This is a genomic window from Phenylobacterium sp. (assembly GCF_046590535.1).
In the GTDB taxonomy this organism is placed as follows: Bacteria; Pseudomonadota; Alphaproteobacteria; order Caulobacterales; family Caulobacteraceae; genus Phenylobacterium.
In genome coordinates, this window is sequence record NZ_JBKJTG010000099.1 from 1 (window position 1) to 21,571 (window position 21,571).

At 70.2% G+C, this 21,571-nt stretch carries 24 protein-coding genes; 15 read left to right on the forward strand and 9 right to left on the reverse strand.

Annotation, left to right across the window (positions count from 1 at the left end; genetic code table 11):
• Positions 1 to 246: 246 nt before the first annotated feature.
• Positions 247 to 1,557 carry an ATP-dependent protease ATPase subunit HslU gene (gene hslU, locus ACLL81_RS05880; protein WP_411287415.1) on the forward strand — a complete coding sequence of 437 codons (1,311 nt, stop codon included), beginning with the start codon at positions 247 to 249 and terminating at the stop codon, positions 1,555 to 1,557.
• A gap of 129 nt (positions 1,558 to 1,686) precedes the next feature.
• Positions 1,687 to 2,451, forward strand: coding sequence for a M48 family metallopeptidase (locus tag ACLL81_RS05885; protein ID WP_411287416.1), 765 nt, complete (start codon positions 1,687 to 1,689; stop codon positions 2,449 to 2,451).
• On the opposite strand, the gene ACLL81_RS05890 is transcribed toward ACLL81_RS05885, so the two are convergent.
• Complete coding sequence (locus ACLL81_RS05890) at positions 2,448 to 2,921, reverse strand: DUF2244 domain-containing protein (protein WP_411287417.1); 474 nt, start codon at positions 2,919 to 2,921, stop codon at positions 2,448 to 2,450. The two genes, ACLL81_RS05885 and ACLL81_RS05890, sit on opposite strands and share 4 nt — an antisense overlap.
• 88 nt (positions 2,922 to 3,009) lie before the next feature.
• Here ACLL81_RS05890 and nth point away from each other — a divergent pair, with 88 nt between their 5' ends.
• From nth to ACLL81_RS05925, 7 genes are read left to right on the forward strand one after another with little or no spacing between them, the layout of a single operon-like run.
• Positions 3,010 to 3,681, forward strand: coding sequence for an endonuclease III (gene nth / locus ACLL81_RS05895; RefSeq protein WP_411287418.1), 672 nt, complete (start codon positions 3,010 to 3,012; stop codon positions 3,679 to 3,681).
• 54 nt (positions 3,682 to 3,735) lie between these two features.
• Positions 3,736 to 4,728 (forward strand): adenosine kinase, encoded by a 993-nt coding sequence (locus ACLL81_RS05900; RefSeq protein WP_411287419.1) that lies wholly within the window; start codon positions 3,736 to 3,738, stop codon positions 4,726 to 4,728.
• Positions 4,725 to 5,315 (forward strand): imidazoleglycerol-phosphate dehydratase HisB, encoded by a 591-nt coding sequence (gene hisB / locus ACLL81_RS05905; RefSeq protein ID WP_411287420.1) that lies wholly within the window; start codon positions 4,725 to 4,727, stop codon positions 5,313 to 5,315. The genes ACLL81_RS05900 and hisB overlap by 4 nt, the downstream gene beginning before the upstream one ends.
• Positions 5,316 to 5,323: 8 nt before the next feature.
• Positions 5,324 to 5,959, forward strand: a complete 636-nt coding sequence (hisH, locus tag ACLL81_RS05910) for an imidazole glycerol phosphate synthase subunit HisH (protein WP_411287421.1) — start codon at positions 5,324 to 5,326, stop codon at positions 5,957 to 5,959.
• Positions 5,956 to 6,678 carry a 1-(5-phosphoribosyl)-5-[(5-phosphoribosylamino)methylideneamino]imidazole-4-carboxamide isomerase gene (gene hisA, locus ACLL81_RS05915; protein WP_411287422.1) on the forward strand — a complete coding sequence of 241 codons (723 nt, stop codon included), beginning with the start codon at positions 5,956 to 5,958 and terminating at the stop codon, positions 6,676 to 6,678. Before hisH ends, hisA begins: the two co-directional genes overlap by 4 nt.
• A complete protein-coding gene (gene hisF / locus ACLL81_RS05920; protein WP_411287423.1) occupies positions 6,678 to 7,448 on the forward strand; it encodes an imidazole glycerol phosphate synthase subunit HisF in 771 nt (256 codons plus the stop codon). Before hisA ends, hisF begins: the two co-directional genes overlap by 1 nt.
• Complete coding sequence (locus ACLL81_RS05925; RefSeq protein WP_411287424.1) at positions 7,445 to 7,762, forward strand: phosphoribosyl-ATP diphosphatase; 318 nt, start codon at positions 7,445 to 7,447, stop codon at positions 7,760 to 7,762. Before hisF ends, ACLL81_RS05925 begins: the two co-directional genes overlap by 4 nt.
• Here ACLL81_RS05925 and ACLL81_RS05930 read toward each other — a convergent pair.
• Genes ACLL81_RS05930 through timA form a run of 3 tightly spaced genes read right to left on the reverse strand, consistent with a single transcriptional unit; the run spans position 7,759 to position 9,980 of the window.
• Positions 7,759 to 8,280: a Smr/MutS family protein gene (locus ACLL81_RS05930; protein ID WP_411287425.1), complete on the reverse strand. Its 522-nt coding sequence runs from the start codon at positions 8,278 to 8,280 to the stop codon at positions 7,759 to 7,761. The two genes, ACLL81_RS05925 and ACLL81_RS05930, sit on opposite strands and share 4 nt — an antisense overlap.
• Positions 8,277 to 9,362 (reverse strand): MltA domain-containing protein, encoded by a 1,086-nt coding sequence (locus ACLL81_RS05935; protein WP_411287426.1) that lies wholly within the window; start codon positions 9,360 to 9,362, stop codon positions 8,277 to 8,279. Before ACLL81_RS05935 ends, ACLL81_RS05930 begins: the two co-directional genes overlap by 4 nt.
• Before the next feature lie 6 nt (positions 9,363 to 9,368).
• Complete coding sequence (timA, locus tag ACLL81_RS05940) at positions 9,369 to 9,980, reverse strand: TIM44-related membrane protein TimA (RefSeq protein ID WP_411287427.1); 612 nt, start codon at positions 9,978 to 9,980, stop codon at positions 9,369 to 9,371.
• Positions 9,981 to 10,143: 163 nt separating this feature from the next.
• Between timA and secB the strand changes: the two genes are divergently transcribed.
• Positions 10,144 to 10,647 carry a protein-export chaperone SecB gene (gene secB, locus ACLL81_RS05945; RefSeq protein ID WP_411287428.1) on the forward strand — a complete coding sequence of 168 codons (504 nt, stop codon included), beginning with the start codon at positions 10,144 to 10,146 and terminating at the stop codon, positions 10,645 to 10,647.
• Positions 10,648 to 10,693: 46 nt separating this feature from the next.
• On the opposite strand, the gene dnaQ is transcribed toward secB, so the two are convergent.
• From dnaQ to ACLL81_RS05970, 5 genes are read right to left on the reverse strand one after another with little or no spacing between them, the layout of a single operon-like run.
• The gene (gene dnaQ / locus ACLL81_RS05950; protein WP_411287429.1) at positions 10,694 to 11,398 is read right to left on the reverse strand and encodes a DNA polymerase III subunit epsilon; all 705 of its coding nucleotides are present in this window, start codon (positions 11,396 to 11,398) and stop codon (positions 10,694 to 10,696) included.
• A gap of 31 nt (positions 11,399 to 11,429) precedes the next feature.
• Positions 11,430 to 12,029, reverse strand: coding sequence for a dephospho-CoA kinase (gene coaE, locus ACLL81_RS05955; protein ID WP_411287430.1), 600 nt, complete (start codon positions 12,027 to 12,029; stop codon positions 11,430 to 11,432).
• Positions 12,026 to 12,886 (reverse strand): shikimate dehydrogenase, encoded by an 861-nt coding sequence (aroE, locus tag ACLL81_RS05960; protein ID WP_411287431.1) that lies wholly within the window; start codon positions 12,884 to 12,886, stop codon positions 12,026 to 12,028. The genes coaE and aroE overlap by 4 nt, the downstream gene beginning before the upstream one ends.
• Entirely contained in the window at positions 12,883 to 13,473 is a 591-nt protein-coding gene (locus tag ACLL81_RS05965) for a Maf family protein (protein ID WP_411287432.1), read from the reverse strand. Before ACLL81_RS05965 ends, aroE begins: the two co-directional genes overlap by 4 nt.
• Entirely contained in the window at positions 13,470 to 14,318 is an 849-nt protein-coding gene (locus tag ACLL81_RS05970) for a pyruvate, water dikinase regulatory protein (RefSeq protein WP_411287433.1), read from the reverse strand. The genes ACLL81_RS05965 and ACLL81_RS05970 overlap by 4 nt, the downstream gene beginning before the upstream one ends.
• Positions 14,319 to 14,830: 512 nt before the next feature.
• On the opposite strand from ACLL81_RS05970, the gene hemE reads away from it, so the two are divergent.
• The 5 genes from hemE to rho all read left to right on the forward strand — a co-directional run.
• The gene (hemE, locus tag ACLL81_RS05975) at positions 14,831 to 15,883 is read left to right on the forward strand and encodes a uroporphyrinogen decarboxylase (protein ID WP_411287434.1); all 1,053 of its coding nucleotides are present in this window, start codon (positions 14,831 to 14,833) and stop codon (positions 15,881 to 15,883) included.
• On the forward strand, positions 15,880 to 16,908 hold the full coding sequence (gene hemH / locus ACLL81_RS05980; RefSeq protein ID WP_411287435.1) for a ferrochelatase: 1,029 nt from the start codon (positions 15,880 to 15,882) through the stop codon (positions 16,906 to 16,908). Before hemE ends, hemH begins: the two co-directional genes overlap by 4 nt.
• Complete coding sequence (locus ACLL81_RS05985) at positions 16,909 to 17,367, forward strand: CopD family protein (protein WP_411287436.1); 459 nt, start codon at positions 16,909 to 16,911, stop codon at positions 17,365 to 17,367.
• Between the two features lie 101 nt (positions 17,368 to 17,468).
• Complete coding sequence (locus ACLL81_RS05990; protein ID WP_411287437.1) at positions 17,469 to 19,970, forward strand: alkaline phosphatase PhoX; 2,502 nt, start codon at positions 17,469 to 17,471, stop codon at positions 19,968 to 19,970.
• Positions 19,971 to 20,240: 270 nt separating this feature from the next.
• Positions 20,241 to 21,571, forward strand: a 1,331-nt coding sequence (gene rho / locus ACLL81_RS05995) for a transcription termination factor Rho (protein ID WP_411287438.1), incomplete at its 3' end; no start/stop codon positions are given.

Here is a 21,571-nt window from a genome sequence, read left to right on the forward strand (position 1 = left end):
GGCATGCCGTAGCTGATGCACTCGGTGGCTCCCGGGGCGGGGGCCAGGATCTCGCGGCGCAGCAGCTGCAGGGCTTGGCGCTGTGGCTCGGGCACGGTGGCGAGGTAGGCGTCGGTATCGGCGGGCGCCGGCATCGGCTTCTCCTGATCAATCGTCCTGACCGCAGGACGAACGGCACCGTTGGAATCCGACAGAGGCTGGCCGCTTCGCCTTGAACCGCGCAAATCGTACCTATCTAACGGCGAGATGACCGAATTTTCCCCGCGCGAAATCGTCTCCGAACTGGACCGCTTCATCGTCGGCCACCCCGAGGCCAAAAAGGCCGTGGCCGTGGCCCTGCGCAACCGATGGCGCCGCCGCCGGGTGCCCGAGGCCCTGCGCGACGAGGTGACGCCCAAGAACATCCTGCTGATCGGCCCCACGGGCGTCGGCAAGACCGAGATCGCGCGCCGCCTAGCGCGGCTGGCCCAGGCCCCCTTCCTGAAGGTCGAGGCCACCAAGTTCACCGAGGTGGGCTACGTGGGCCGCGACGTGGACCAGATCATCCGCGACCTGGTGGAGAGCGCCATCGCCATGGTCCGGGAGAAGCGCCGCGCCGCCGTCAAGGCCCGGGCCGAGGCCGCCGCCGAGGAGCGCATCCTCGACGCCATGACGGGCCCAGGCTCAGTGGCGGCCAGGGAGTCCTTCCGCAAGAAACTCCGCGCCGGTGAGCTGGACGACAAGGAGGTCGAGCTCACCGTGGCCGACACCTCCTCGCCCTTCCCGCAGATGGAGATCCCCGGCCAGCCCGGTGGCGGGGGCGGCATGGGGATGCTCAATCTGGGCGACATGTTCGGCAAGGCGTTCGGCGCCCGCACCCGCACCCACAAGACCACCGTCTCCGGCGCCTGGAGCCCGCTAATCGCCGAAGAAAGCGACAAGTTGGTGGACCAGGAGGCCCTCACCCAGGAAGCCCTGGAGCTGGCCGAGAACCAGGGGATCGTCTTCCTTGACGAGATCGACAAGGTGGCCAGCCGCGCCGACCGAGCCGGCGCCGACGTGTCCCGCGAAGGCGTGCAGCGCGACCTGCTGCCGCTGATCGAAGGCACCACGGTCTCCACCAAGCACGGGCCGGTGAAGACCGACCACATCCTGTTCATCGCCTCGGGGGCCTTCCACGTGTCGAAGCCCTCGGACCTGCTGCCGGAACTGCAGGGCCGCCTGCCGATCCGCGTGGAGCTGAAGGCCCTGACCCGGGAGGACCTGCGCCGCATCCTCGTGGAGCCCGAGGCCAACCTGATCCGCCAGCACCAGGCCCTGCTGCTCACCGAGGGCGTGACCCTAACCTTCACCGAGGACGCCATCGACGCCCTGGCCGACGCCGCCGTCACCGTGAACGGCGCCGTGGAGAACATCGGCGCGCGCCGGCTGCAGACCATCCTGGAGAAGGTGCTGGAGGAGGTCAGCTTCTCCGCCGCGGACCGGGCGGGCGAGACGGTCAATGTGGACGCGGCCTATGTCACAGAACGGGTCGGCGCCCTGGCCAACAACGCCGACCTGTCGCGTTTCATCCTCTAAGAGCGTGACAGCCGAAAGTGGATACCGGTTTCGGCGCCCGTCACGCTCTACCTTTGGAGATCGACCCTTTCTATCCGGTTCAATTGATTCCAATTGAACCGGAAAGGGTCTAGCGGCGGGACAAGAGCCATGTGCGTCGCGTGCTTTTCCAGGCGGGGGCTGCTGGGCGGACTGGGCGCCCTGGCGCTGGCCGGGTGCAGCCAGAATGCCGAGACCGGCCGCCAACAACTGGTGCTGGTCTCCGACAACCAGCTCAAGCAGATGGCCGACGCCGCCTGGGCCGAACTCACCGCCAAGACCCGGCTGGTGAGCGATCCCGCGGCGCGGGCCAGGCTCGACCGCATCGGCAGGCCCCTGGCCGAGGCCGCCGGGCGCCCCGACCTGGACTGGGAGTTCGTGGTGTTCGACGCCCCCGAGCTCAACGCCTTCGTCCTGCCCAACGGCAAGGTGGGCTTCACCCGCGCCATGCTGGCCTTCGCCAGCGACGACGACGAGCTGGGCTCGGTGCTGGGCCACGAAGTGGGCCACATCATCGCGCGCCACTCCGCCGAGCGGGTCAGCCAGGAGCTGGCGGTCAACGCCGGGGTCGGCATCGCCCAGGCGCTGCTCTCCGGCGAGGGCGGCGAGAACGCCGGGTGGGTCGGCGCGGCGCTCGGCCTGGGCGCCATCTACGGCGTCATCCTGCCCTATTCGCGCAGCCATGAGCTGGAGGCCGACCGGGTGGGGGTGGAGCTCATGCGCCAGACCGGCCTCGATCCGCAGGGCGCCGTGCGTTTCTGGACCCGGATGATCGCCCGCCAGGCCCGCGAGCCACAGCCCCTGGAGGCGCTCTCCACCCACCCGGCGGACGACCGGCGGCTGGCGGCGCTGCAGGCGGCGGTTGGCGGGGCCTAGGAGCGCTCGCGCCGCGCTTCCAAGATGGCGTTTTCCAGGGCCCGGGCGAATTCGGCCCGCTCGCCGGGGCTCAGCGCCGCGGCCACCGGGGTTTCGCGGCCGGAGAGCGCCAGGCGCACGCCGGTGACGCGGTCGTCGTCCTCGTCCACGGCTACTCGGGTGAAAGCGGTGGGGCTCTCCCAGATCACCCTCGACCACTTGGGCGTCTCGTGGGTGATGGTGACCTCGCGGGCGCTGACCTGCACCCGTTCCACCCGCCGCGCCGCGCGGAAGCTCACCAGGAAGGCCACCACCACGGCGGCCAGGTCGAGCCCGAGGAACACCGGCACCAGGCTGGCCCCCATGGCGATGAACACCGCCGCCGAGGCGCAGTTGGCCACGGTGATGATGCTGATCAGCACGATGAACCCCCGCTCGGTGAGCGAGCGGTTGGGGGTGATCACGGCGTCCATGTAGAGCGGCCGGGCCATGGGCGGCGACGATAGTGCGGAGTGGCCGAGCGCTCCAGCCACTTTGCGGGATGACAGGCGCGGGCGCCGCCGCCACATTCCCGGGCCTATGGCCAACCCCCCCAAACGCCGTCTTGACCCCGCCGAGCGGGCCCGCATCGCCGAGCTGTTCGCCCGCTTCGAGGCGGCGGAGGGGGACCCGCGCACCGAGCTCGACTATTCCAGCCCCTACACCCTGGTGGTGGCCGTGGCGCTATCGGCCCAGGCCACCGACGTCTCGGTGAACAAGGCCACCGCCCGTCTCTACGAGGTCGCCGACACGCCGCAGGCGATGCTGGCGCTGGGGGAGGAGGGCCTGAAGCCGTTCATCGCCTCCATCGGCCTGTTCAACACCAAGGCCAGGAACGTCATCGCGATGGCGCAGATTCTCATCGACGCGCATGGCGGCGAGGTCCCGCTGACCCGCGAGGCGTTGCAGGCCCTGCCCGGCGTGGGCCGCAAGACCGCCTCGGTGGTGCTCAACGAACTGCGCATCGAGCCGGCCATCGCCGTGGACACCCACGTGTTCCGCGTCGCCCACCGCCTGGCCCTGGCGTTCGGCAAGACCCCGGACGCCGTGGAGGCCGAGTTGATGGCCGTGGTCCCGGAGCCGGCGCTGACCCGGGCCCACCACTGGCTGATCCTGCACGGGCGCTATACCTGCGTGGCGCGCCGGCCGAAGTGCGAGGATTGCGCCGTCGCCGACCTCTGCCCCTCGCGGCATCTGTTCGTGTCGGCCTAGCTCTTTCGGGCCTTTTTCGCTAAGTCGCGCCCTTCGCCGCCCGAAAGTCTAGGAATGCCAGAGCTCTACGACGTCGCCGCCATCGGCAACGCGATCGTCGACGTGATCGCGCGCGCGACCGACGACTTTCTCGTTCAGAACGGCCTGACCAAGGGCGCGATGATGCTGGTCGACCCCGCCGCCAGCGCCGCGCTCTATGCGAAAATGAGCCAGGGCGTCGAGGCCTCGGGCGGCTCGGCGGCCAACACCATCGCGGGGCTGGCCAGCTTCGGCGGCAAGGGCGCCTTCATGGGCAAGGTCGCCGACGACCCCCTGGGCGCGGTGTTCGCCAAGGACATGCGCGCCATCGGCGCCCGGTTCGAGAACGCCCCCCTGACCGGCGGCCCGGCCACCGCTGTCTCGATGATCAACGTCACCCCCGACGGCCAGCGCACCATGTGCACCTTCCTGGGCGCCTCGGTGGAGTTCACCGACGCCGACGTGGACGCCAAGACCGTCGAGGCCGCCAAGATCGTCTACCTGGAAGGCTATCTGTTCGACGCCGAGACGGCCCGCCGCGCCTTCGCCAAGGCCGCGGCCCTCGCCCACGGCGCAGGCCGGCAGATCGCGCTGACGCTGTCCGACAGCTTCGTGGTGGAACGCCACCGGGCGGGCCTGCTGGGGTTCATCGAGAGCCAGGTGGATCTGCTGTTCGCCAACGAGAGCGAACTCCTGGCGCTGTTTACGACCGCCGACTTCGATGAGGCCTGCGAGGCGCTGCGCACCCGCTGCGACCTGGCCGCCGTCACCCGCAGCGAGCAGGGCTCGGTAATCATCGCCAAGGGCGAATTGCTGCACATCGCCGCCGAACCAGTGGAGAAAGTCGTGGACACCACCGGCGCGGGCGACCAATACGCGGCGGGCTTCATGTTCGGCCTCTCGCGGGGCCGGTCGCTGGCGGACTGCGGGTGGCTGGCGTCCGTCGCCGCGGCCGAGGTGATCTCGCACTACGGGCCGCGCCCGCAGGTCTCCCTGAAGGACCTGGCCGCGGAAAAGGGGCTGGCATGAACCGCACGGCGGAAGTTGTCCGCAACACCAAGGAGACCCAGATCCGCATCACCGTGGATCTTGACGGGACCGGTGTGTCCCAGGTCTCCACCGGCATCGGCTTCTATGACCACATGCTGGAGAGCTTCGCCCGGCACGGCGGCTTCGATATGACCGTCGCGACCAAGGGCGACCTGCACATCGATATGCACCACACGGTGGAGGACACCGGCATCGTGCTGGGCCAGGCCTTCGCCAAGGCCCTGGACGGCTTCAAGGGCGTGCGCCGGTTCGGCCACGCCTACATCCCCATGGACGAGACGCTGAGCCGCTGCGCCATCGACCTGTCCAACCGGCCATACCTGATCTGGAAGGTGGACTTCAAGACGCCCAAGGTCGGCGACATGGACACCGAGCTGTTCAAGGAATTCCACCACGCCTTCGCCATGAACTGCGGCGCCTGCGTGCATCTGGAGACCCTCTACGGGGCCAATTCGCACCACATCGCCGAGAGCGGCTTCAAGGCGCTGGCCCGGGCGTTGCGCCAGGCGGTCGAGCTCGACCCCAAGACCCATGGCCAGGCCCCATCCACCAAGGGCGTCCTCTAGGTTCATCCATGCAGAGGGTCGTCCTGATCGACTATGGGTCGGGCAACCTGCGCTCGGCCGAAAAGGCGCTGGTGAAGGCCGCGGACGGCCGCGCCGAGATCGTGGTCACCCACGACCCGGACGTGGTGGCCGCAGCCGACCGGCTGGTGCTGCCCGGCGTCGGCGCCTTCGCCGCCTGCATGACCGCGCTGGAGGCCCGGCCCGGCCTGATCGAGGCCATGACCGAGGCCGTCCACGGCAAGGGCGCCCCGTTCCTGGGGGTCTGCGTTGGGATGCAGCTGCTGGCCTCGCGTGGGCTGGAGTTCGGCGAGACCCCGGGGCTCGACTGGATCGGGGGCGAGGTGCGCCGGCTGGAGACCTCCAGCCCCGCCGCCAAGATTCCGCACATGGGCTGGAACGCGCTGATCGACGTCACCGCCCAGCCGGTGACCGCCGGCCTGGCGGACGGCCAGCCGGTCTATTTCACCCACTCGTTCGCCTTCTTCCCCAGGGACCCGGCCCATGTCTCGGCCTGGGCCGATCACGGCGGGCGCTTTCCCGCGGCGGTCGCCAGGGGCAATGTGGCGGGCGTGCAGTTCCACCCGGAGAAGTCGCAAGGCTCCGGGCTGGCCCTTCTGGCGAACTTCCTGGAGTGGCGCCCGTGATCCTCTATCCGGCCATCGACCTGAAGGACGGCGCCTGCGTTCGCGTCCTGCACGGCGACCTGAGCACCGCCACGGTGTTCAATACGAGCCCCGCGGACCAGGCCAGGACCTTCGCCGCCGCCGGCTTCCACTGGATCCATGTGGTCGACCTGAACGGCGCCGTGGCCGGCCACGCGGTCAATGCGACGGCGGTCGAGGCCATTCTGAACTCGGTCTCCATCCCCATGCAGCTGGGCGGCGGCATCCGCTCGCTGGCCGACATTGAGGGCTGGATCGAGGCCGGGGTCAGCCGGGTGATCCTGGGGACCGTGGCGGTCACCGATCCGCAGATCGTGCGCGACGCCGCCCGGCGCTTCCCTGAGCAGATCGCGGTCAGCGTCGATGTCCGCAAGGGCAAGGTCGCGGTGCAGGGCTGGACCGCCGATAGCGACCTCGACGCCATCACCGTAGCCCGGCGGTTCGAGGACGCCGGGGTCGGCGCCCTGATCATCACCGACATCGACCGCGACGGCACGGTCATGGGCTTCAATGTGGAGGCGTTCGGGGCCATCGCCGATGCGGTGACCATCCCGGTGATCGCCGCCGGCGGCCTGGCCTCGGTGGACGACATCGTGCGGCTGAAAGCCCGCGAGGGCGTGCAGATCGCCGGCGCCGTCCTGGGCCGCGCGCTCTACAACGGCGCCATCACGCCCGCCGAAGCCCTGAAGGTCGCGGCCTGATGCTGCGCGTACGGGTGATCCCCTGCCTGGACGTCAAGGACGGCCGGGTGGTGAAGGGCGTGCAGTTCGTGGCCCTGCGCGACGCCGGCGATCCGGTGGAGCAGGCCAGGGCCTATGACGCCGCCGGCGCCGACGAGCTGATGTTCCTGGACATCACCGCCTCATCCGAACGGCGCGACACCCTCCTCGACGTGGTCGCCCGCACCGCCGATGTCTGCTTCATGCCGCTGTCGGTGGGGGGCGGCATCCGCCAGGTGGAGGACGCCAGGCGCCTGCTGCTGGCGGGAGCCGACAAGATCTCCATCAACACCGCCGCGGCGGAGAACCGCGGGCTGATCACCGCCTGCGCCGACGCCTTCGGCAGCCAGGCGACCGTGGTGGCCATCGACGCCAAGCGGGCGGGCGCGGGCTGGGAGGTGTTCACCTATGGCGGACGCACCGCCACCGGCCTGGACGTGGTGGCCTATGCCACGGAGGCTGTGGCCAAGGGTGCGGGCGAGATCCTGTTGACCTCCATGGACCGCGACGGCGCCAGGACCGGCTATGACGTGGACTTGCTGCGCGCCGTCACCGCGGCGGTCAGCGTCCCGGTGATCGCCTCGGGCGGCGCTGGCCATGCGCAGCACATGGTCGAGGCGGTGCGTGACGGCGGCGCTGACGCCGTGCTCGCCGCCTCGATCTTCCATTTCGGTGAGCTCTCCATTGGCCAGGTCAAGGCGGCCATGGCCAAAGAGGGCATCCCCGTGCGCCTGACGGAGCAAGCCGCATGAGCCGCTTCGCCGACGTCCTGGCCCGCCTGGCCGCTACCATCGAGGCCCGCAGGGGCGCCGATCCGGGGGCGTCCTACACCGCGCAGCTGCTGGCCGACCCCGGCCACGCCGCCAAGAAGCTCGGCGAGGAGGCCGTGGAGACGGTGATCGCCGCGGCCCAGGGCGACCCGGCGGCCCTGGCCGCTGAAAGCGCCGACCTGATCTATCACTGGCTGGTGGTGCTGGCCGCGGCGGGGGTGTCGCTGGACGACGTCGCCGCCAGGCTCGAGGCCCGCGAGGGGACCTCCGGGCTGGACGAGAAGGCGGGGCGCTAACCCCGCGGCCTCCGCTTCAGCGCCACATAGAGCGCCCCTTCGCCGCCGTGGGTGCGGTGGGCTTCGGAGATGCCGGCGACGATGCCGGCCAGCGACGGGGCCGCCAGCCACTCCGGGGTGCGGCGGCGCAGGACGCCGTCCCCCTGCACGCCCTTGCCGGTGATGATCAGCACGGCGCGGTAGCCGTCCTCCCAGGCGCGGCGGATGAACCCCTCCAGCACCACCTTGGCCCGATCCTGGTCGAGGCCGTGAAGGTCGAGCCGGGCGCCGATCGGGTCGCGCTCCCGGGCGATGCGGCGTTTGCGGCGGGGCTCGATGCCGTCGACCGCTTCGCGTGCCGGCGCGGACTGGCGGCGGACCGGCTTGGGCGGGGCGATGCGGGCGGCGACCTCGGCGGGCTGCGCCTTGGTGGCCTGCGCCTCGGCGGTCTTCGGCGTGCTGCGGCCGGGGAGCGGGTGGACGGTGGCGGCGACCACGCCCCAGACCCGCACCTCCTCCGGCTTCAGCGGCCGTTTCACCGGGCCGGGACCAGCTTGAACATCCTTAGCGTATGGCGCACCCGGCCGGCCTCGGCGCCCGCCTCGGCGCCCAGGCCCAGGTAGAGATCGGCGCGGACCTCGCCCTTGATCGCCCCGCCCGTGTCCAGCGCGGTGACCAGCCGGCGATAGGTGGGGAAGGCGCCGGTGAGGATCGGGGCCTCGGCGTCCAGCCAGAACACCTCGCCCACCTCGTGTCGGCTGAGGTCCACGGCGATGGCACGCCCCGGCGGCAGGGGAATACCCGCTGCGCCCACCGGCTGGCGGCCGTCGTCCGGCGCCAAGCTGAAGAAAGCGTAGCGCGGATTGAGCCGCATGATCTCGGCGGCCCGCGGCCCGCGGTGCTCGGCCAGCCAGCCGCGGATGGCGTCGCCGGAGGTGTTGTTCCCGGCCAAGAGGCCCCGCTCGCGCATGGGGTTGGCGATGCCCACGAAGGGGTGGCCGTTGTTGGCCGCGTAGAGCGCCTTGCGCCGACCGCCGTCCTCGAAGGTCAGCACGCCGGAGCCCTGGATCTGCAGGAAGAACAGCTCCTCCGGCCGCATCCAGGCCAGCGCCCGGTCGGGAGGGATCGCTTCCAGGGTTGCCCGGTCGGCGGTGAGCAGGGCGGCGTCGGCGGGCCTTGCGCGGACGGGCGCGCTGAACTCCGCGGAGGGGTCGCGGCGCGCGGCGTACTCGGGCGCGAAATAGGCGGTGAGCACCCCGGCCGGCGGCGAGGGCTCGGCGCGGAAATTGGCCTCGAAGAACCCGCGGGAGTCACTCCGGTCCAGCGGGCCGGTGGCCCGCGCCTGTCGGCAGACCTGGGCCAGGGCCGGGTCGCGGGCCACGTGGCAGGTCTCGCGGAAGGCGGCCAGGGCTGCGGCATGGTCCTCCGCCGCCCAGCCCGGCAGGTCGGTCAGGCGCAGCAACCGTGAGGTGGCTGGCGGCGGCGGGGTCGGCTCAGGCCGGCGATACTCGGGAGGAGGACGCGGGGCCGGCGCCCGGCCGGGGGTCGGGGCGGCCTGTGGCGTGGCGCAGGCGGCGAGGATCAGGGCGGCCAGCGCCGCCCGAAGAGGTCGCAGGCTCAACGGGTCTCAAGCCTCCGCGGCGTCGACGTGGGTCAGCATCCAGTTGGGGTCGGGGCTCTTAAGATTGCGTTCGAAGGTCCACAGCTCCGCGGTGCGGCGGTCGTCGACGCCCTCACCCTCCGGGCCCTTGGTGCGGCTACGGAACTCGGCCAGGAAGCGCACCACCACGCTGGCTGTGTCGCCCACAACGTCGGCCTTCTCCATGTCGGCCCGCGGCGCATGCAGGAATTCCACGGTCTCGGTGACGCCCTCGGTCTCCCGCGCGGCGATGGCTGAATCGAAGCTGGCCATGACGCCCGGCGCAAGTAGCTTCTTCAGGGTGTCGCGGTCGGCGGTGGCGAAGGCGCGCACGATCATCTCGTAGGCCCCCTTGGCGCCGTGCAGGAAGCGGGACGGATCGAAGGCAGGGTCGAGCGCCTTCAGCGCGGCCAGGCCGGTCAGGGCTACGCCCTCGTCGGCCGGCTCGGGTCCACGGTCGGCGATGCGCGCCGCGGGCTTGGCGGCCTCGGCGGCGGCGTCTTCCGGCTGGCGGCCCACCCGCCGGCCCAGCACAGAATAGAGCTGGTAGAGCACGATGGCCGCGAGGCCTCCAAAGATGATCAGCTCAAGGACTTGCACGAGGTGGGCTTTCGGGGGCTGGAGACGAGGCGTTGCGCCCAATATAGGACGACGGAACGTATCCGTCAGGGGCGACGTTGCATCCCCTCGGACGCCATGATAGCCCGGCCGCCCGAAAGAACCCTATCCGACGCGCCTTTTCACCACGGATTCAAGCCCAACTATGACCGACACCGACACAGAGGCGGGCGCCGGCGCCGCGGCGCTAGAGAACGGCCAGGCCGCCGATGGCCCGGGCATCCGCATCCTCGCCCAGTTTATCCGCGACCTCTCCTTCGAGAACCCCCGGGCGCCTGAGACCCTGCGCGCCGGCGCCGAGCAGCCGCAGATCGACCTGGGGGTGGAGATGAACGCCCGCGGCCGCGACGACGGCCTGTTCGAGGTGGACCTGAAACTCTCGGCCCGGGCCACCCGCGACGACGGCCCGCTGTTCGTGGTCGAGCTGCTCTATGGCGGCGTGTTCCAGATCGCCGGCGTGCCCCCCGAGGACATGGAGCCGGTGCTGCTGATCGAATGCCCGCGCTTCCTGTTCCCGTTTGCGCGGCGGATCATCGCCGACGTGTCGTCGGATGGCGGCTACCCGCCCTTCCTGCTGGACCCCATCGACTTCGCCGGCGTCTACGCAGCCCGCAAGGCGCCCCCTGAAGAGATCATCGGCAACGCCTGAGGTTGCCGGGCCCGACGCGGTGACCGCGTCCAGCCAGGAACCTCGGCTAGAGGCCGTGTTTCTTCCAGAGGCTGTCGTCCTTGATCACGTCGCGCACGAAGCTGGCGTGCAGCGCGCGCTCGTCCTCGGTGGACCGGGGGATGAGCGGGCGGGGCCGGACGCCGTAGGCGTTCTGGGCGGCGGCATGGACGGCGCTGACCATCACCGCGGCGGTGAGCTCCAGGCGGCGTTCGCGGCCGCCGCGCAGCTCGAGATAGACCTGGGCCAGCAGCTTGGCGTCGATCAGGGCGCCGTGCATCTCGCGCTCGGAGAGTGAGATCTTGAAACGCTTGCACAGGGCGTCGAGGGAGTTGTGCATCCCCGGGAAGCGGCGCTTGGCCAGCGCCAGGGTGTCCACCCAGCGGCTCTCGTGGAGTTCCACCCGGCTGCACAGGCCCAGCTCATGGTTCACGAAGTTGCGGTCGAAGCCGGCGTTGTGGGCCACGATCGGCGCGTCGCCGACGAAATCCAGGAAGGCCTCGACCACCTCGGAATGTTCGAAGCGGGGCTTGCCGCGCAGGAACGCGCCCGACAGGCCGTGCACCCGCTCTGCCTCGATGGGCATGTCGCGGCAGGGGTCGCAATAGGTGTGGAAGCTGCGCCCGGTGGGGACGAAGTCCTCGATCTCCAGGCAGGCGATCTCCACCAGCCGGTGGCCCATGGCCGGTTCGAAGCCGGTGGTCTCGGTGTCCAGGACGATCTCGCGGGCCATGTCCTTCAATGCCCCTGTTCGGGGCGCGATTTCAACCGGGCGAACGGTCGCGCAGGGCGGTGATGATCGCCGCGACCTGCCCGCGGGCGGCGTCCAGGCCGGCGCTGGTGTCGACCACGAAGTCGGCGCGCGCGCGCTTTTCCGCATCCGGAGTCTGCTGAGCGAGGATGGCGTCCAGGCGCTCAGGCGTCATGCCCTCACGGGCCAGCACCCGCGCACGCTGCATGGCCGCCGGGGCCGAGGCCACCACCACCACGTCCACATTGGCGTGGCCGCCGGTCTCGAACAGCAGGGGGATGTCCAGCACCACCAGGTCGGCGCCGGCCGCCGTCGCCTGCTCGAAGAAGCCCACCCGGTCTCGGCCCACCAGGGGATGGACCACCGCGTTAAGCCGCTTGAGCGCCGCAGGGTTTCCCAGCACCGCCTGGCGCAGAGCCTCGCGGTCCACCGCCCCGTCCTTCACCGCCCCCGGGAAGGCCTCGCCCACCGGACCGACCGCGGCGCCGCCCTGGGCGTAGAGGGCGTGGACGGCGGCGTCGGCGTCATAGACCGGCACGCCGGCGTCACGGAACATGGCCGCCGTGGTGGACTTGCCCATGCCGATCGAGCCGGTGAGGCCCACCACGATCACGCATCGGCCTCCAGCGCCGCGATGGCCAGCGCGCGCACGTCGGTGGTCTCGTCGGGCCGGCGGCCGAAAAAGGCCTCGAAAGACGGGATCGCCTGGCGGATCAGCATTTCAAGACCGTCGACGGTGGGGCGGCCCAGCCCCTGGGCCTTGGCCAGGAACGGGGTGATCAGCGGCCGGTAGACCATGTCCATGATCACCGCTTCCGGCGGGGTGAGTTCCAGCGGCACGTCCAGGGTTCCCTCGCCTGAGAGCCCGGCGGAGGTGGCGTTGATCACCGCGGTGACCCCGGCCAGGGCCCCGGCCGCCGCGGACAGGGGGCAGGCCTCCACAGCGCCGCCCAGGGCGCCGGCCACCGCCTCGGCCTTGGCGAGCGTCCGGTTGATGATCCTGACCTTGGGAGCTCCGGCGGCGATAAGGGCGGCGGCGGCGCCGCGGGCCGCGCCGCCGGCGCCGAGGATGGCGATGGGCCCGGCCTTGATGTCGAAGTCCTTGGCCTGGGCGGCGAAGGCGGCGATCAGGCCCGCGCCGTCGGTGTTGTCGGCCACCACCGTGCCGTCGGTCTCGAAAAGCAGCAGGTTGGCGGCGGCCGCCGCGTCGGCCCGTTCGCTCACTTCATCGGCGATGGAGAGCGCCACCTCCTTGAACGGCAGGGTGACGTTGACCCCACGCACCGCGCCGCCGCGCAGGCCATCGACGAACTTGTCGAACCGGTCGGCGTCCGGGCGGAAGGTCACATAGACCCCGTCGATACCGGCGGCCTCCAGCCAGGCGTTGTGGATCAGGGGGCTGAGCGAATGGCGCACAGGCGAGCCTGCTACACCCGCCACCAGGGTGGTTCCGCTGATGGTGCGCTTCAACTTGCAAGCTCCCGACGTTGACGAAGCAGGTCGAGCAGGCCCAACAAGGGCAGGCCCAGGATGGCGAAATAGTCCCCCTCGATGCGAGAGAAGAGCTGCGCGCCAGGCCCCTCCAGCCGGTAGCAGCCCACCGACCCCAGGGCCTCCTCGCCCTCCGCCGCCAGGTAATCGTCGAGGAAGCCGTCGGAGAACGCGCGCATGGTCAGCGTCGCGGTGGCCACCTCGCGCCAGATGGGCGCGCCGCCCTCAGCCACCACCACGGCGGAATGCAGCTGGTGAGCCTTGCCGCGGAGCGCCTGCAGGCGCTGGCGGGCGTCCGCCAGGGTCTCGGCCTTGTCGTAGAGCGCGCCCTCGAACTCCAGGGTCTGGTCGGCGCCGATCACCAGGCCGGGGCGGGACCGGGACACCCGGGTCGCCTTTTCCTCCGCCAGGGCGTCGGCGATGTCCCGTGGGCTGGAGCCTTGCGCCAGCAATGCGGTTTTGATGGCGTCCTCGTCGACCCCGGCCAGATGAACTTCGAAGGCGACGCCGGCGCCCTCCAGCACGGCGCGGCGAGCGGCGCTCTTCGACGCCAGGATGACGCTCACCCCAGCACCTCCACTTGGCCGTGGCCCTTGTGCAGCAGGTTGAGGACCGCCGCGGCAGTCTCCTCCACCGATCGGCGGGTGACGTCGATCACCGGCCAGCCTTGGCGCTCATAGAGCCTTCGCGCCTGGACGATCTCGTCGCGCACCGCGTCGGTGTCGATATAGCTGGAGGCCCGGTTCTCCTTCAGGGAGAGCAGCCGGTTGCGGCGGATCTGGATCAGCCGGTCGGGAGAGACCGTGAGGCCCACCACCAGGGTGTTTTTCAGGTTGAACAGCTTTTCCGGGGGGTTGCGGCCCGGCACCAGGGGCACGTTTCCTGCGCGCACCCCGCGGTGCGCCAGGTAGATGCAGGTGGGTGTCTTCGAGGTTCGCGACACCCCCACCAGCACCACGTCGGCCTGGTCGAGATCCTGGCCCCCCTGGCCGTCGTCGTGGCCGATGGCGTAGTTCAGGGCGTCCATGCGATTGAAATAGTCGGTGTCCAGCCGCAGGTGCGCGCCCACCCGGGTGGTGGTGGAGGCGCCCAGGTAGCGCTGCAAGGCCGAGACCAGCGGGTCCAGCGCCGGGATGCAGGCCATGTCGAGCCGCCGGCAGCCCTCCTCCAGGGCGTGGCGGAGCTTGTCGTCGACGATGGTGTGGATGACCACGCCCGGCGCCTCCTCGATATCGCCCAGGGCCCGGTCCAGCTGCCGCTGGGAGCGGACCAGGGCGTAGATGTGCTCGATGGGCAGCACGTTCTCGAACCGGGCGCACACCGCGCGCGCCATGGCGTTCAGCGTCTCGCCGGTGGAATCCGACACGAGGTGCACGTGGAAATAAGTGGCGAGACGGGCCGGTGGGGTCATCGTGCGCAGGGTCTTCCCGAGATTGCTGGGGACAACATCTGTGGACACCTCTTAGCGAAGCCTGGGAGGAATGGGGATAGCGGCCGTGGAATTGCCGGCCTTGGCGCGGGCCGGTGGAAAGCCGGGACGGATCGGGCCGTTTACCTCTCGTTAATCCCCCGCCCGGGCGTCGCCGGCGCCGAAGGGCCCGGGATATCGACAGGCGGGTATGGCCTCCGGCGCTACCGGGTCCGTCCTCCAAAACCTTAACGAAACCTTAAGCCGGCGCGGGGCTTGGCGGTCCTCCCCGCAATCCACAGGGGCGGGAGAACTGGCGCCGGGCGGCGAACAAGCTGGGGAGAAGGTCCGGGTTGTCGCAGGGACTGCGAAGTTGTCCCCGCGGTCGACAGGCCCTGCTTCTGTCTCCTCAACTCAGGTTCAAGACTCTTTAGGGAAGAGAAGCAGGCCAGGCAGGTGGATGGGTCTCGCCAGCGGGCTTGAGCCGGACGGCCTTGCGCGCTTTAAGGCTCACCATGACGGACCCCACGCCTCGCCTACTGCGCGCCCTGGCCGGCGAGACCCTGGACCGGCCGCCGATCTGGTTCATGCGCCAGGCGGGCCGGTCGCTGCCGGAATACCGCGAGTTGCGCACCCGGGCCGCCGACTTCATCGCCTTTTGCCACAACCCGCAGATGGCCGCCGAGGCCACCCTCCAGCCCATGCGCCGCTTCCCGATGGACGCCGCCATCGTCTTCGCCGACATCCTGCTGATCCCCCGGGCGCTCGGCCAGGAGGTGTGGTTCGAGACCGGCGAGGGCCCGAGACTGGGCGCGCTGCCGCCGATTGAGGCCCTGGCCAGCCAGGTCGAGGCTTCCACCGGCCGGCTGGCCGACATCGGCGAGACACTCGGCCGGGTCCGCGCCGAGCTGGAGCCTGAGCGCGCCCTGATCGGCTTCGCCGGCGGGCCCTGGACGGTGGCCACCTATATGATCGAGGGCCGGAGCTCGGATCGGACCGCGGCCCGCACCTTCGCCTACCAGGAGCCCGAGCGCCTCGACGCGCTGATCGACGTGCTGGTGGACGCCACCGCCCGCTACCTGGTGATGCAGGCCCATGCCGGCGCCCAGGTACTGAAGATCTTCGAGAGCTGGGCCGAGGGCCTGGCCGAGGACGTATTCCAACGCATCGTCATCGCGCCCCACCAGCGGATCATCGCCCAGGTCCGCGCCGCCGGGGTGACCGCCCCGTTCATCGGCTTTCCCAGGGGCGCCGGCGCCTTGGTGGATAACTATGCCGCCGCCGTGCCGGTGGAAGGCGTCGCGCTGGACACCCAGGCCAGTATCGCCCAGGGGCTGCGCCTGCAGGCCGGCGGCAAGACCATCCAGGGGGCGCTGGACAACTTGCTGCTGCGGGCTGGCGGTCCGGCCCTGGACGCCCGCGTCGACGCCCTGCTGGAGGCCTGGAGCGGCGGCCCCTACATCTTCAACCTCGGCCACGGGGTCCTGCCCGACACGCCCATCGGACACATCGCCCGGGTGGTGGGGCGGGTGACCGGCAAGCCCGTCCCGACCATGGCCGCGGCATGACCCGCATTGCCGTCGTCCTCTTCAACCTGGGTGGGCCCGATGGGCCCAGCGCTGTGCGGCCGTTCCTGGCCAACCTGTTCCGCGACCCGGCGATCATCGGCCTGCCGGCCATCGCCCGCTGGCCCCTGGCCGAGCTGATCTCGCGGACCCGGGAAAAGACCGCCCAGGCCAACTACGCGATCATGGGGGGCGGCTCGCCGCTGCTGCCGGAGACCCGGGTCCAGGCGGCGGCCCTGGAGGCGGCTCTGGCTTCGCCCAACGTGGAAGCCAAGGTGTTCATCGTCATGCGCTACTGGAAGCCGTTCGCCGCCGAGACCGCCCGGGAGGTGGCCGCCTTCGCCCCCGACGAGATCGTGCTCCTGCCGCTCTATCCGCAGTACTCCACCACCACCACCGGCTCCTCGGTCAAGGACTGGGCGAACACCTACCGTGGATCAGGACGTACACGGACGATATGCTGCTATCCCACCGCGCCGGGCCTGGTGGCGGCGCACGCCCAGGCCATCCGCGAGGTCTGGCAAGCCGCCGGGGAGCCTGCGAACCTTCGGCTGCTGTTCTCCGCCCACGGCCTGCCGCAGAAGATCGTCGACGCCGGCGATCCCTACCGCGCGCAGATCGAGGCCACCGCCGCGGCGATCGCCGCCCAGCTCCCTGAGCTCTCTGACTGGCGGGTCTCGTTCCAGAGCCGGGTGGGGCCGATGAAGTGGCTGACGCCGGCCACCGACGCAGAAATCCTCAGGGCCGGGGCCGACGGAAAGGGCGTGCTGATCGCCCCCATCGCCTTCGTCTCCGAGCATGTGGAGACCCTGGTGGAGCTCGACCACGAATATGCCGACCTGGCTCGCAAGGCCGGCGTCGCCCCCTATCTGCGCGCCCGCACTCCAGGCGTCCGCGAGAGCTTCATCGAAGCCCTGGCGCAGGCGACGCGGGACGCGCTGGGCCGTGATGGGGTCGCCCCCTTCGGCCCCTGGCTTTGCCCAGCCGGCCATGGAAAATGCCCCCGTCGTCAGGAGGGGACCGCCTGAATGAACTGGTACGATCTCGCCCGCGGGCTGCACATCCTGGCGGTGATCGCCTGGATGGCGGGGCTGCTCTATCTGCCCAGGCTCTACGCGTACCACACCGAGACCGCGCCGGCGGGCAGCGCCTTCGACGCCCACTTCCTGGGCTGGGAGGCTAAGCTGCTTGGCACCATCATGGGGCCGGCCATGGTGCTGGCCTGGATCCTCGGCCTGGCGCTGATCTGGCTGAACTCGCAGACCCGGGGCCTGGAGTTCCTGCTGCAGCCGTGGATGCTCGTGAAGCTTGCCGGGGTGATCTTCCTCACCGTCTGGCACGGTTTCCTGGCCCATTCGCACCGCGCCTTCGTGGCCGGCCAGCGGCGCAGGTCGGCGAAGTTCTGGCGGGCCACCAACGAGCTGCCATTCCTGGCGGCCATCGTCATGGTGCTGGCCGTCACCCTGGAGTTCGGCATCGGCCGCTAACTCCTCCCGGGACGGATCAAGAGTCACGGAATCGCACAGGAAACGACATCGCAACGTCGCGCCGCCGCGCTAGCCAAGCAGCTTGGCTGGGGGACGGCGAGATGAACAAGCAAGCGGCTGGCGGCATTGACTTGGACGACACTGGCGAGGCCCGGAGCGACGCCCCGCATATTCGCAGTGTCATCGAGCAGCGCTACTCGCGTCGCAGCACGCTGTTCGGAGGCATGGCCGCCACCGGCGCGGCGCTGTTCGGGCTGAGCGCCTGCAGCGACGGAGGCGATGTCATGGCGCCGGGCCCGCCGCCCTCGGTGACGGTGGGCGCGGCGATCAACACCACCTCAGGCCGGCTGGTGACGCTGAACGCCAGCGCGGTGGGCGCAGGCCCGGGCGCCAGCGTCATGTGGACCCAGGTGCTCGGCCCGACGGTGGCCCTGACCGCCGCCACGACCACCAACGCCACCTTCATCGCCCCCAGTGTCGCGGCCTCCACGCAGCTGGTCTTCCGGTTCACCGCGGCCGCGGCGTCAGGCGCCACGGCGGCCAACGACGCCTCCGTGGTGGTGGGGCCGGCGGCGCTGGGCTTCGCCTCCATCGCCAAGAGCCTCGCCGACGTGGTGACCGTACCGGCGGGGCACACAATCTCCGTGCTCTACCGCCTGGGCGACCCGATCAATGCGGCGACACCGGCTTACGCGAACACCGGCGCGGACACCAACTTCGCCGGCCGGGCCGGGGACCACCACGACGGCCTCTACTATTTCGGTCTGGCCGCGACCGGGCCTGGGCGCGACGACAACGGCAACCAGCGCGGCGTCCTGGTGATGAACCACGAGAACATTACGCAGCGCTATCTGCACGAGAACGGACCCACGGGCACGGGCGCCGGCCAGGCGCGGCCGGAGGCCGAGGCCCGCAAGGAGATGGAGGCCCACGGCCTCAGCGCCATCGAGGTGGTCCGCACGCCCACCGGCTGGACCTATGTGCAGGCCTCCGCCTTCAACCGCAGGATCACCCCTTTCACGTCCTTCATCTTCACCGGCCCGGCGCGGGGCGCCGCGCAACTGTACACGGCCTTTTCCACCGACGGGACCCGCGGCCGCGGCACCATCAACAACTGCGCCAACGGCTTCACCCTATGGGGCACCAACCTCACCTGCGAGGAGAACTATGGCGGCTATTTCCGCCGCGACGCGGGCGATGACGCCACCCGGGGGGGCGCGGCGACGAAGGCGGTTATCTCGCTGAACCGCAACGATGTGCGCCAGGGCGCAACCGGCGCCTATGGATGGTCGACCGTGGTCCCCGCCGTCGGCGCGGCGGAAACGGCCTACCGCCGCTGGAACGCCACGGCTGTGGCCGGCCAACCCGCTGACGGCACGGGAGATTTCCGCAACGAACCCAATCACTTCGGCTGGGTGGTCGAGACCGACCCCTATGACCCGGCCTCCGTACCCCGCAAGCGCACGGCGCTGGGCCGGATGGCCCACGAAGGCGCTTGGCCGTCCAACTTCGTCCCCGGCCAGCGGCCGGTCTTCTACATGGGCGACGATGCGCGGGGGGAGTACATCTACAAGTTCGTCTCCGCGACCCCATGGGTGGCCGCGGACGCCGCCGCCGCCGACCGGATGGCGATCGGCGACAAGTACCTCGACGCCGGCGTGCTCCATGTGGCGCGGTTCGACGCCACAGGCACGGGCCAGTGGCTGCCGTTGGTATTCGGCCAGGGCCCGCTCACCGCGGCGAACGCGGCCTACGCCTTCTCCGACCAGGCAGACGTGCTGATCAATGCGCGCCTGGCCGCGGACGCGCTGCGGGCCACGCCGATGGACCGGCCCGAGTGGGGGGCGGTAAACCCGCGCAACGGCGAGATCTATTTCACCCTGACCAACAACAACGCCACCCTGCGCCCGATCACCGCGACAGACGCCGCCAATCCGCGCCACTACAACGATCCCAGGGGCGCGGCGCAGACCGCCCAGCGCGGTAACCCCAACGGCCACATCATCCGGATGCGCGAGGCCGGCGGCACCGCCGAGGCCACCACCTTCACCTGGGACATCTACCTGTTCGGCGCGGGCTCCGACCTCGATCCCACCAATATCAACATCTCCCAGCTCAACGCCGGCAACGACTTCTCCAGTCCAGACGGCCTGTGGTTCGGCCGGCCGCAGAACGCCTCGGGGCTGGTCAATCCGCTCCTCTGGATCCAGACCGACGACGGCGCCTTCACCGACCAGACCAACTGCATGATGCTGGCGGCCATGCCCGGCGTGGTCGGCGACGGCGCGGCGCGGACCATCACCAACACCGCGGCGGATGGCTCCACGCGCACCCAGGCGACCCTGGTGGGCAAGGCGCCCGGCCTGGACCTGCGCCGGTTCCTGGTAGGGCCTGTAGAGTGCGAGATCACCGGCGTGGACTCCACCCCCGATGGGCGCACCCTGTTCGTCAACATCCAGCACCCAGGGGAGAGCACCAGCGGGTTTCCCACCACCTTTCCCAGCAACTGGCCGGCCAGCCAGTCCGGCGCCACGGTCTCCTCGCGGCCGCGCTCGGCCACCATCGTGATCACCAAGGACGACGGCGGCGTGGTCGGGCTCTAACCGGCGGCCGCGTCCCTCTGCGGCGGGGAGGGACGCAGGCCGCATCCGGCCCGGCCGCGCTTGACCCGGGGCCGCGCATGTGGTTCCGCTGACCCACGCGTCACCCTCTTGTGGCGCGCCCCGCCTCTTTCCGGCTCCGCGCGATTGCTCGCGCACCGAGCCGGCCCCCACGAAAAGACGTCACAACGGCGCCGGAACCCCTGGCGCCCACAGCTTCAAGAGCCGCAGCGGACATGCCTGTCCGCGCCCGCGGCCGCACACGAGTATTCCATGCAAGACGAAACCCCGACCCCGGCCGAAACCGAGACCCTCGAGGCGCAAGGCCCCGAGACCATCGCCGAGACCCCCGCCGAAGTGGTCGAAACCCACCATGACGGGGGCGACGACGCCTCCGAGGTGGCCGCCACCATCGCCGCCCTCGGCCTCACCCGGATGAGCTTGCAGGAGCTGAAGGACAAGTCGCCCGCCGACCTCCTGGCCTTTGCTGAGAAGTTCGAGATCGAGAACGCCAACTCCATGCGCAAGCAGGACATGATGTTCGCGATCCTCAAGGTCCTGGCCGAGGAGGGCGTCGAGATCTCCGGCTCCGGCACGCTGGAGGTGGTCCAGGACGGATTCGGCTTCCTGCGCAGCCCCGAGGCCAACTACCTGCCGGGCCCCGACGACATCTACGTCAGCCCGTCCCAGATCCGGAAATTCGGCCTGCGCACCGGCGACAGCGTCGACGGCGCCATCCGCGCGCCCCGGGAAGGCGAACGCTACTTCGCCCTGGTAAAGGTCGACCTGACCAATTTCGAGAACCCCGAGAACGTCCGCCACAAGGTGCTGTTCGACAACCTGACGCCACTCTATCCCGACGAGCGGTTCAAGATGGAGATCGAGGACCCGACGCTGAAGGACCGCTCCGGCCGGGTCATCGACATCGTGGCGCCGCTCGGCAAGGGCCAGCGCTGCCTGATCACCGCCCCGCCGCGGGTGGGCAAGACCGTGATGCTGCAGAACATCGCCAAGTCCATCGAGACCAACCACCCTGAGTGCTACCTGATCGTCCTGTTGATCGACGAGCGCCCGGAAGAAGTCACCGACATGCAGCGCACTGTGAAGGGCGAGGTGATCTCCTCGACCTTCGACGAGCCGGCCACGCGCCACGTGCAAGTGGCGGAAATGGTTATCGAAAAAGCCAAGCGCCTGGTGGAGCACAAGCGCGACGTAGTGATCCTGCTGGACAGCGTCACCCGGCTTGGCCGCGCCTACAACACCGTGGTCCCATCCTCGGGCAAGGTGCTCACCGGCGGTGTCGACGCCAACGCCCTGCAGCGGCCGAAGCGTTTCTTCGGTGCGGCCCGCAACATCGAGGAAGGCGGCTCGCTCACCATCATCGGCACGGCGCTGGTCGAGACCGGCAGCCGCATGGACGAGGTGATCTACGAGGAGTTCAAGGGGACGGGCAACTGCGAGATCCACCTCCACCGCCGCATGGCCGAAAAGCGCATCTACCCTGCAATCAACGTGAACCGCTCCGGCACGCGCCGCGAAGAGCTGCTGATCGAAAAAGACATCCTGCAGAAGATCTGGGTGCTCCGCAAACTGCTGTATCCCAT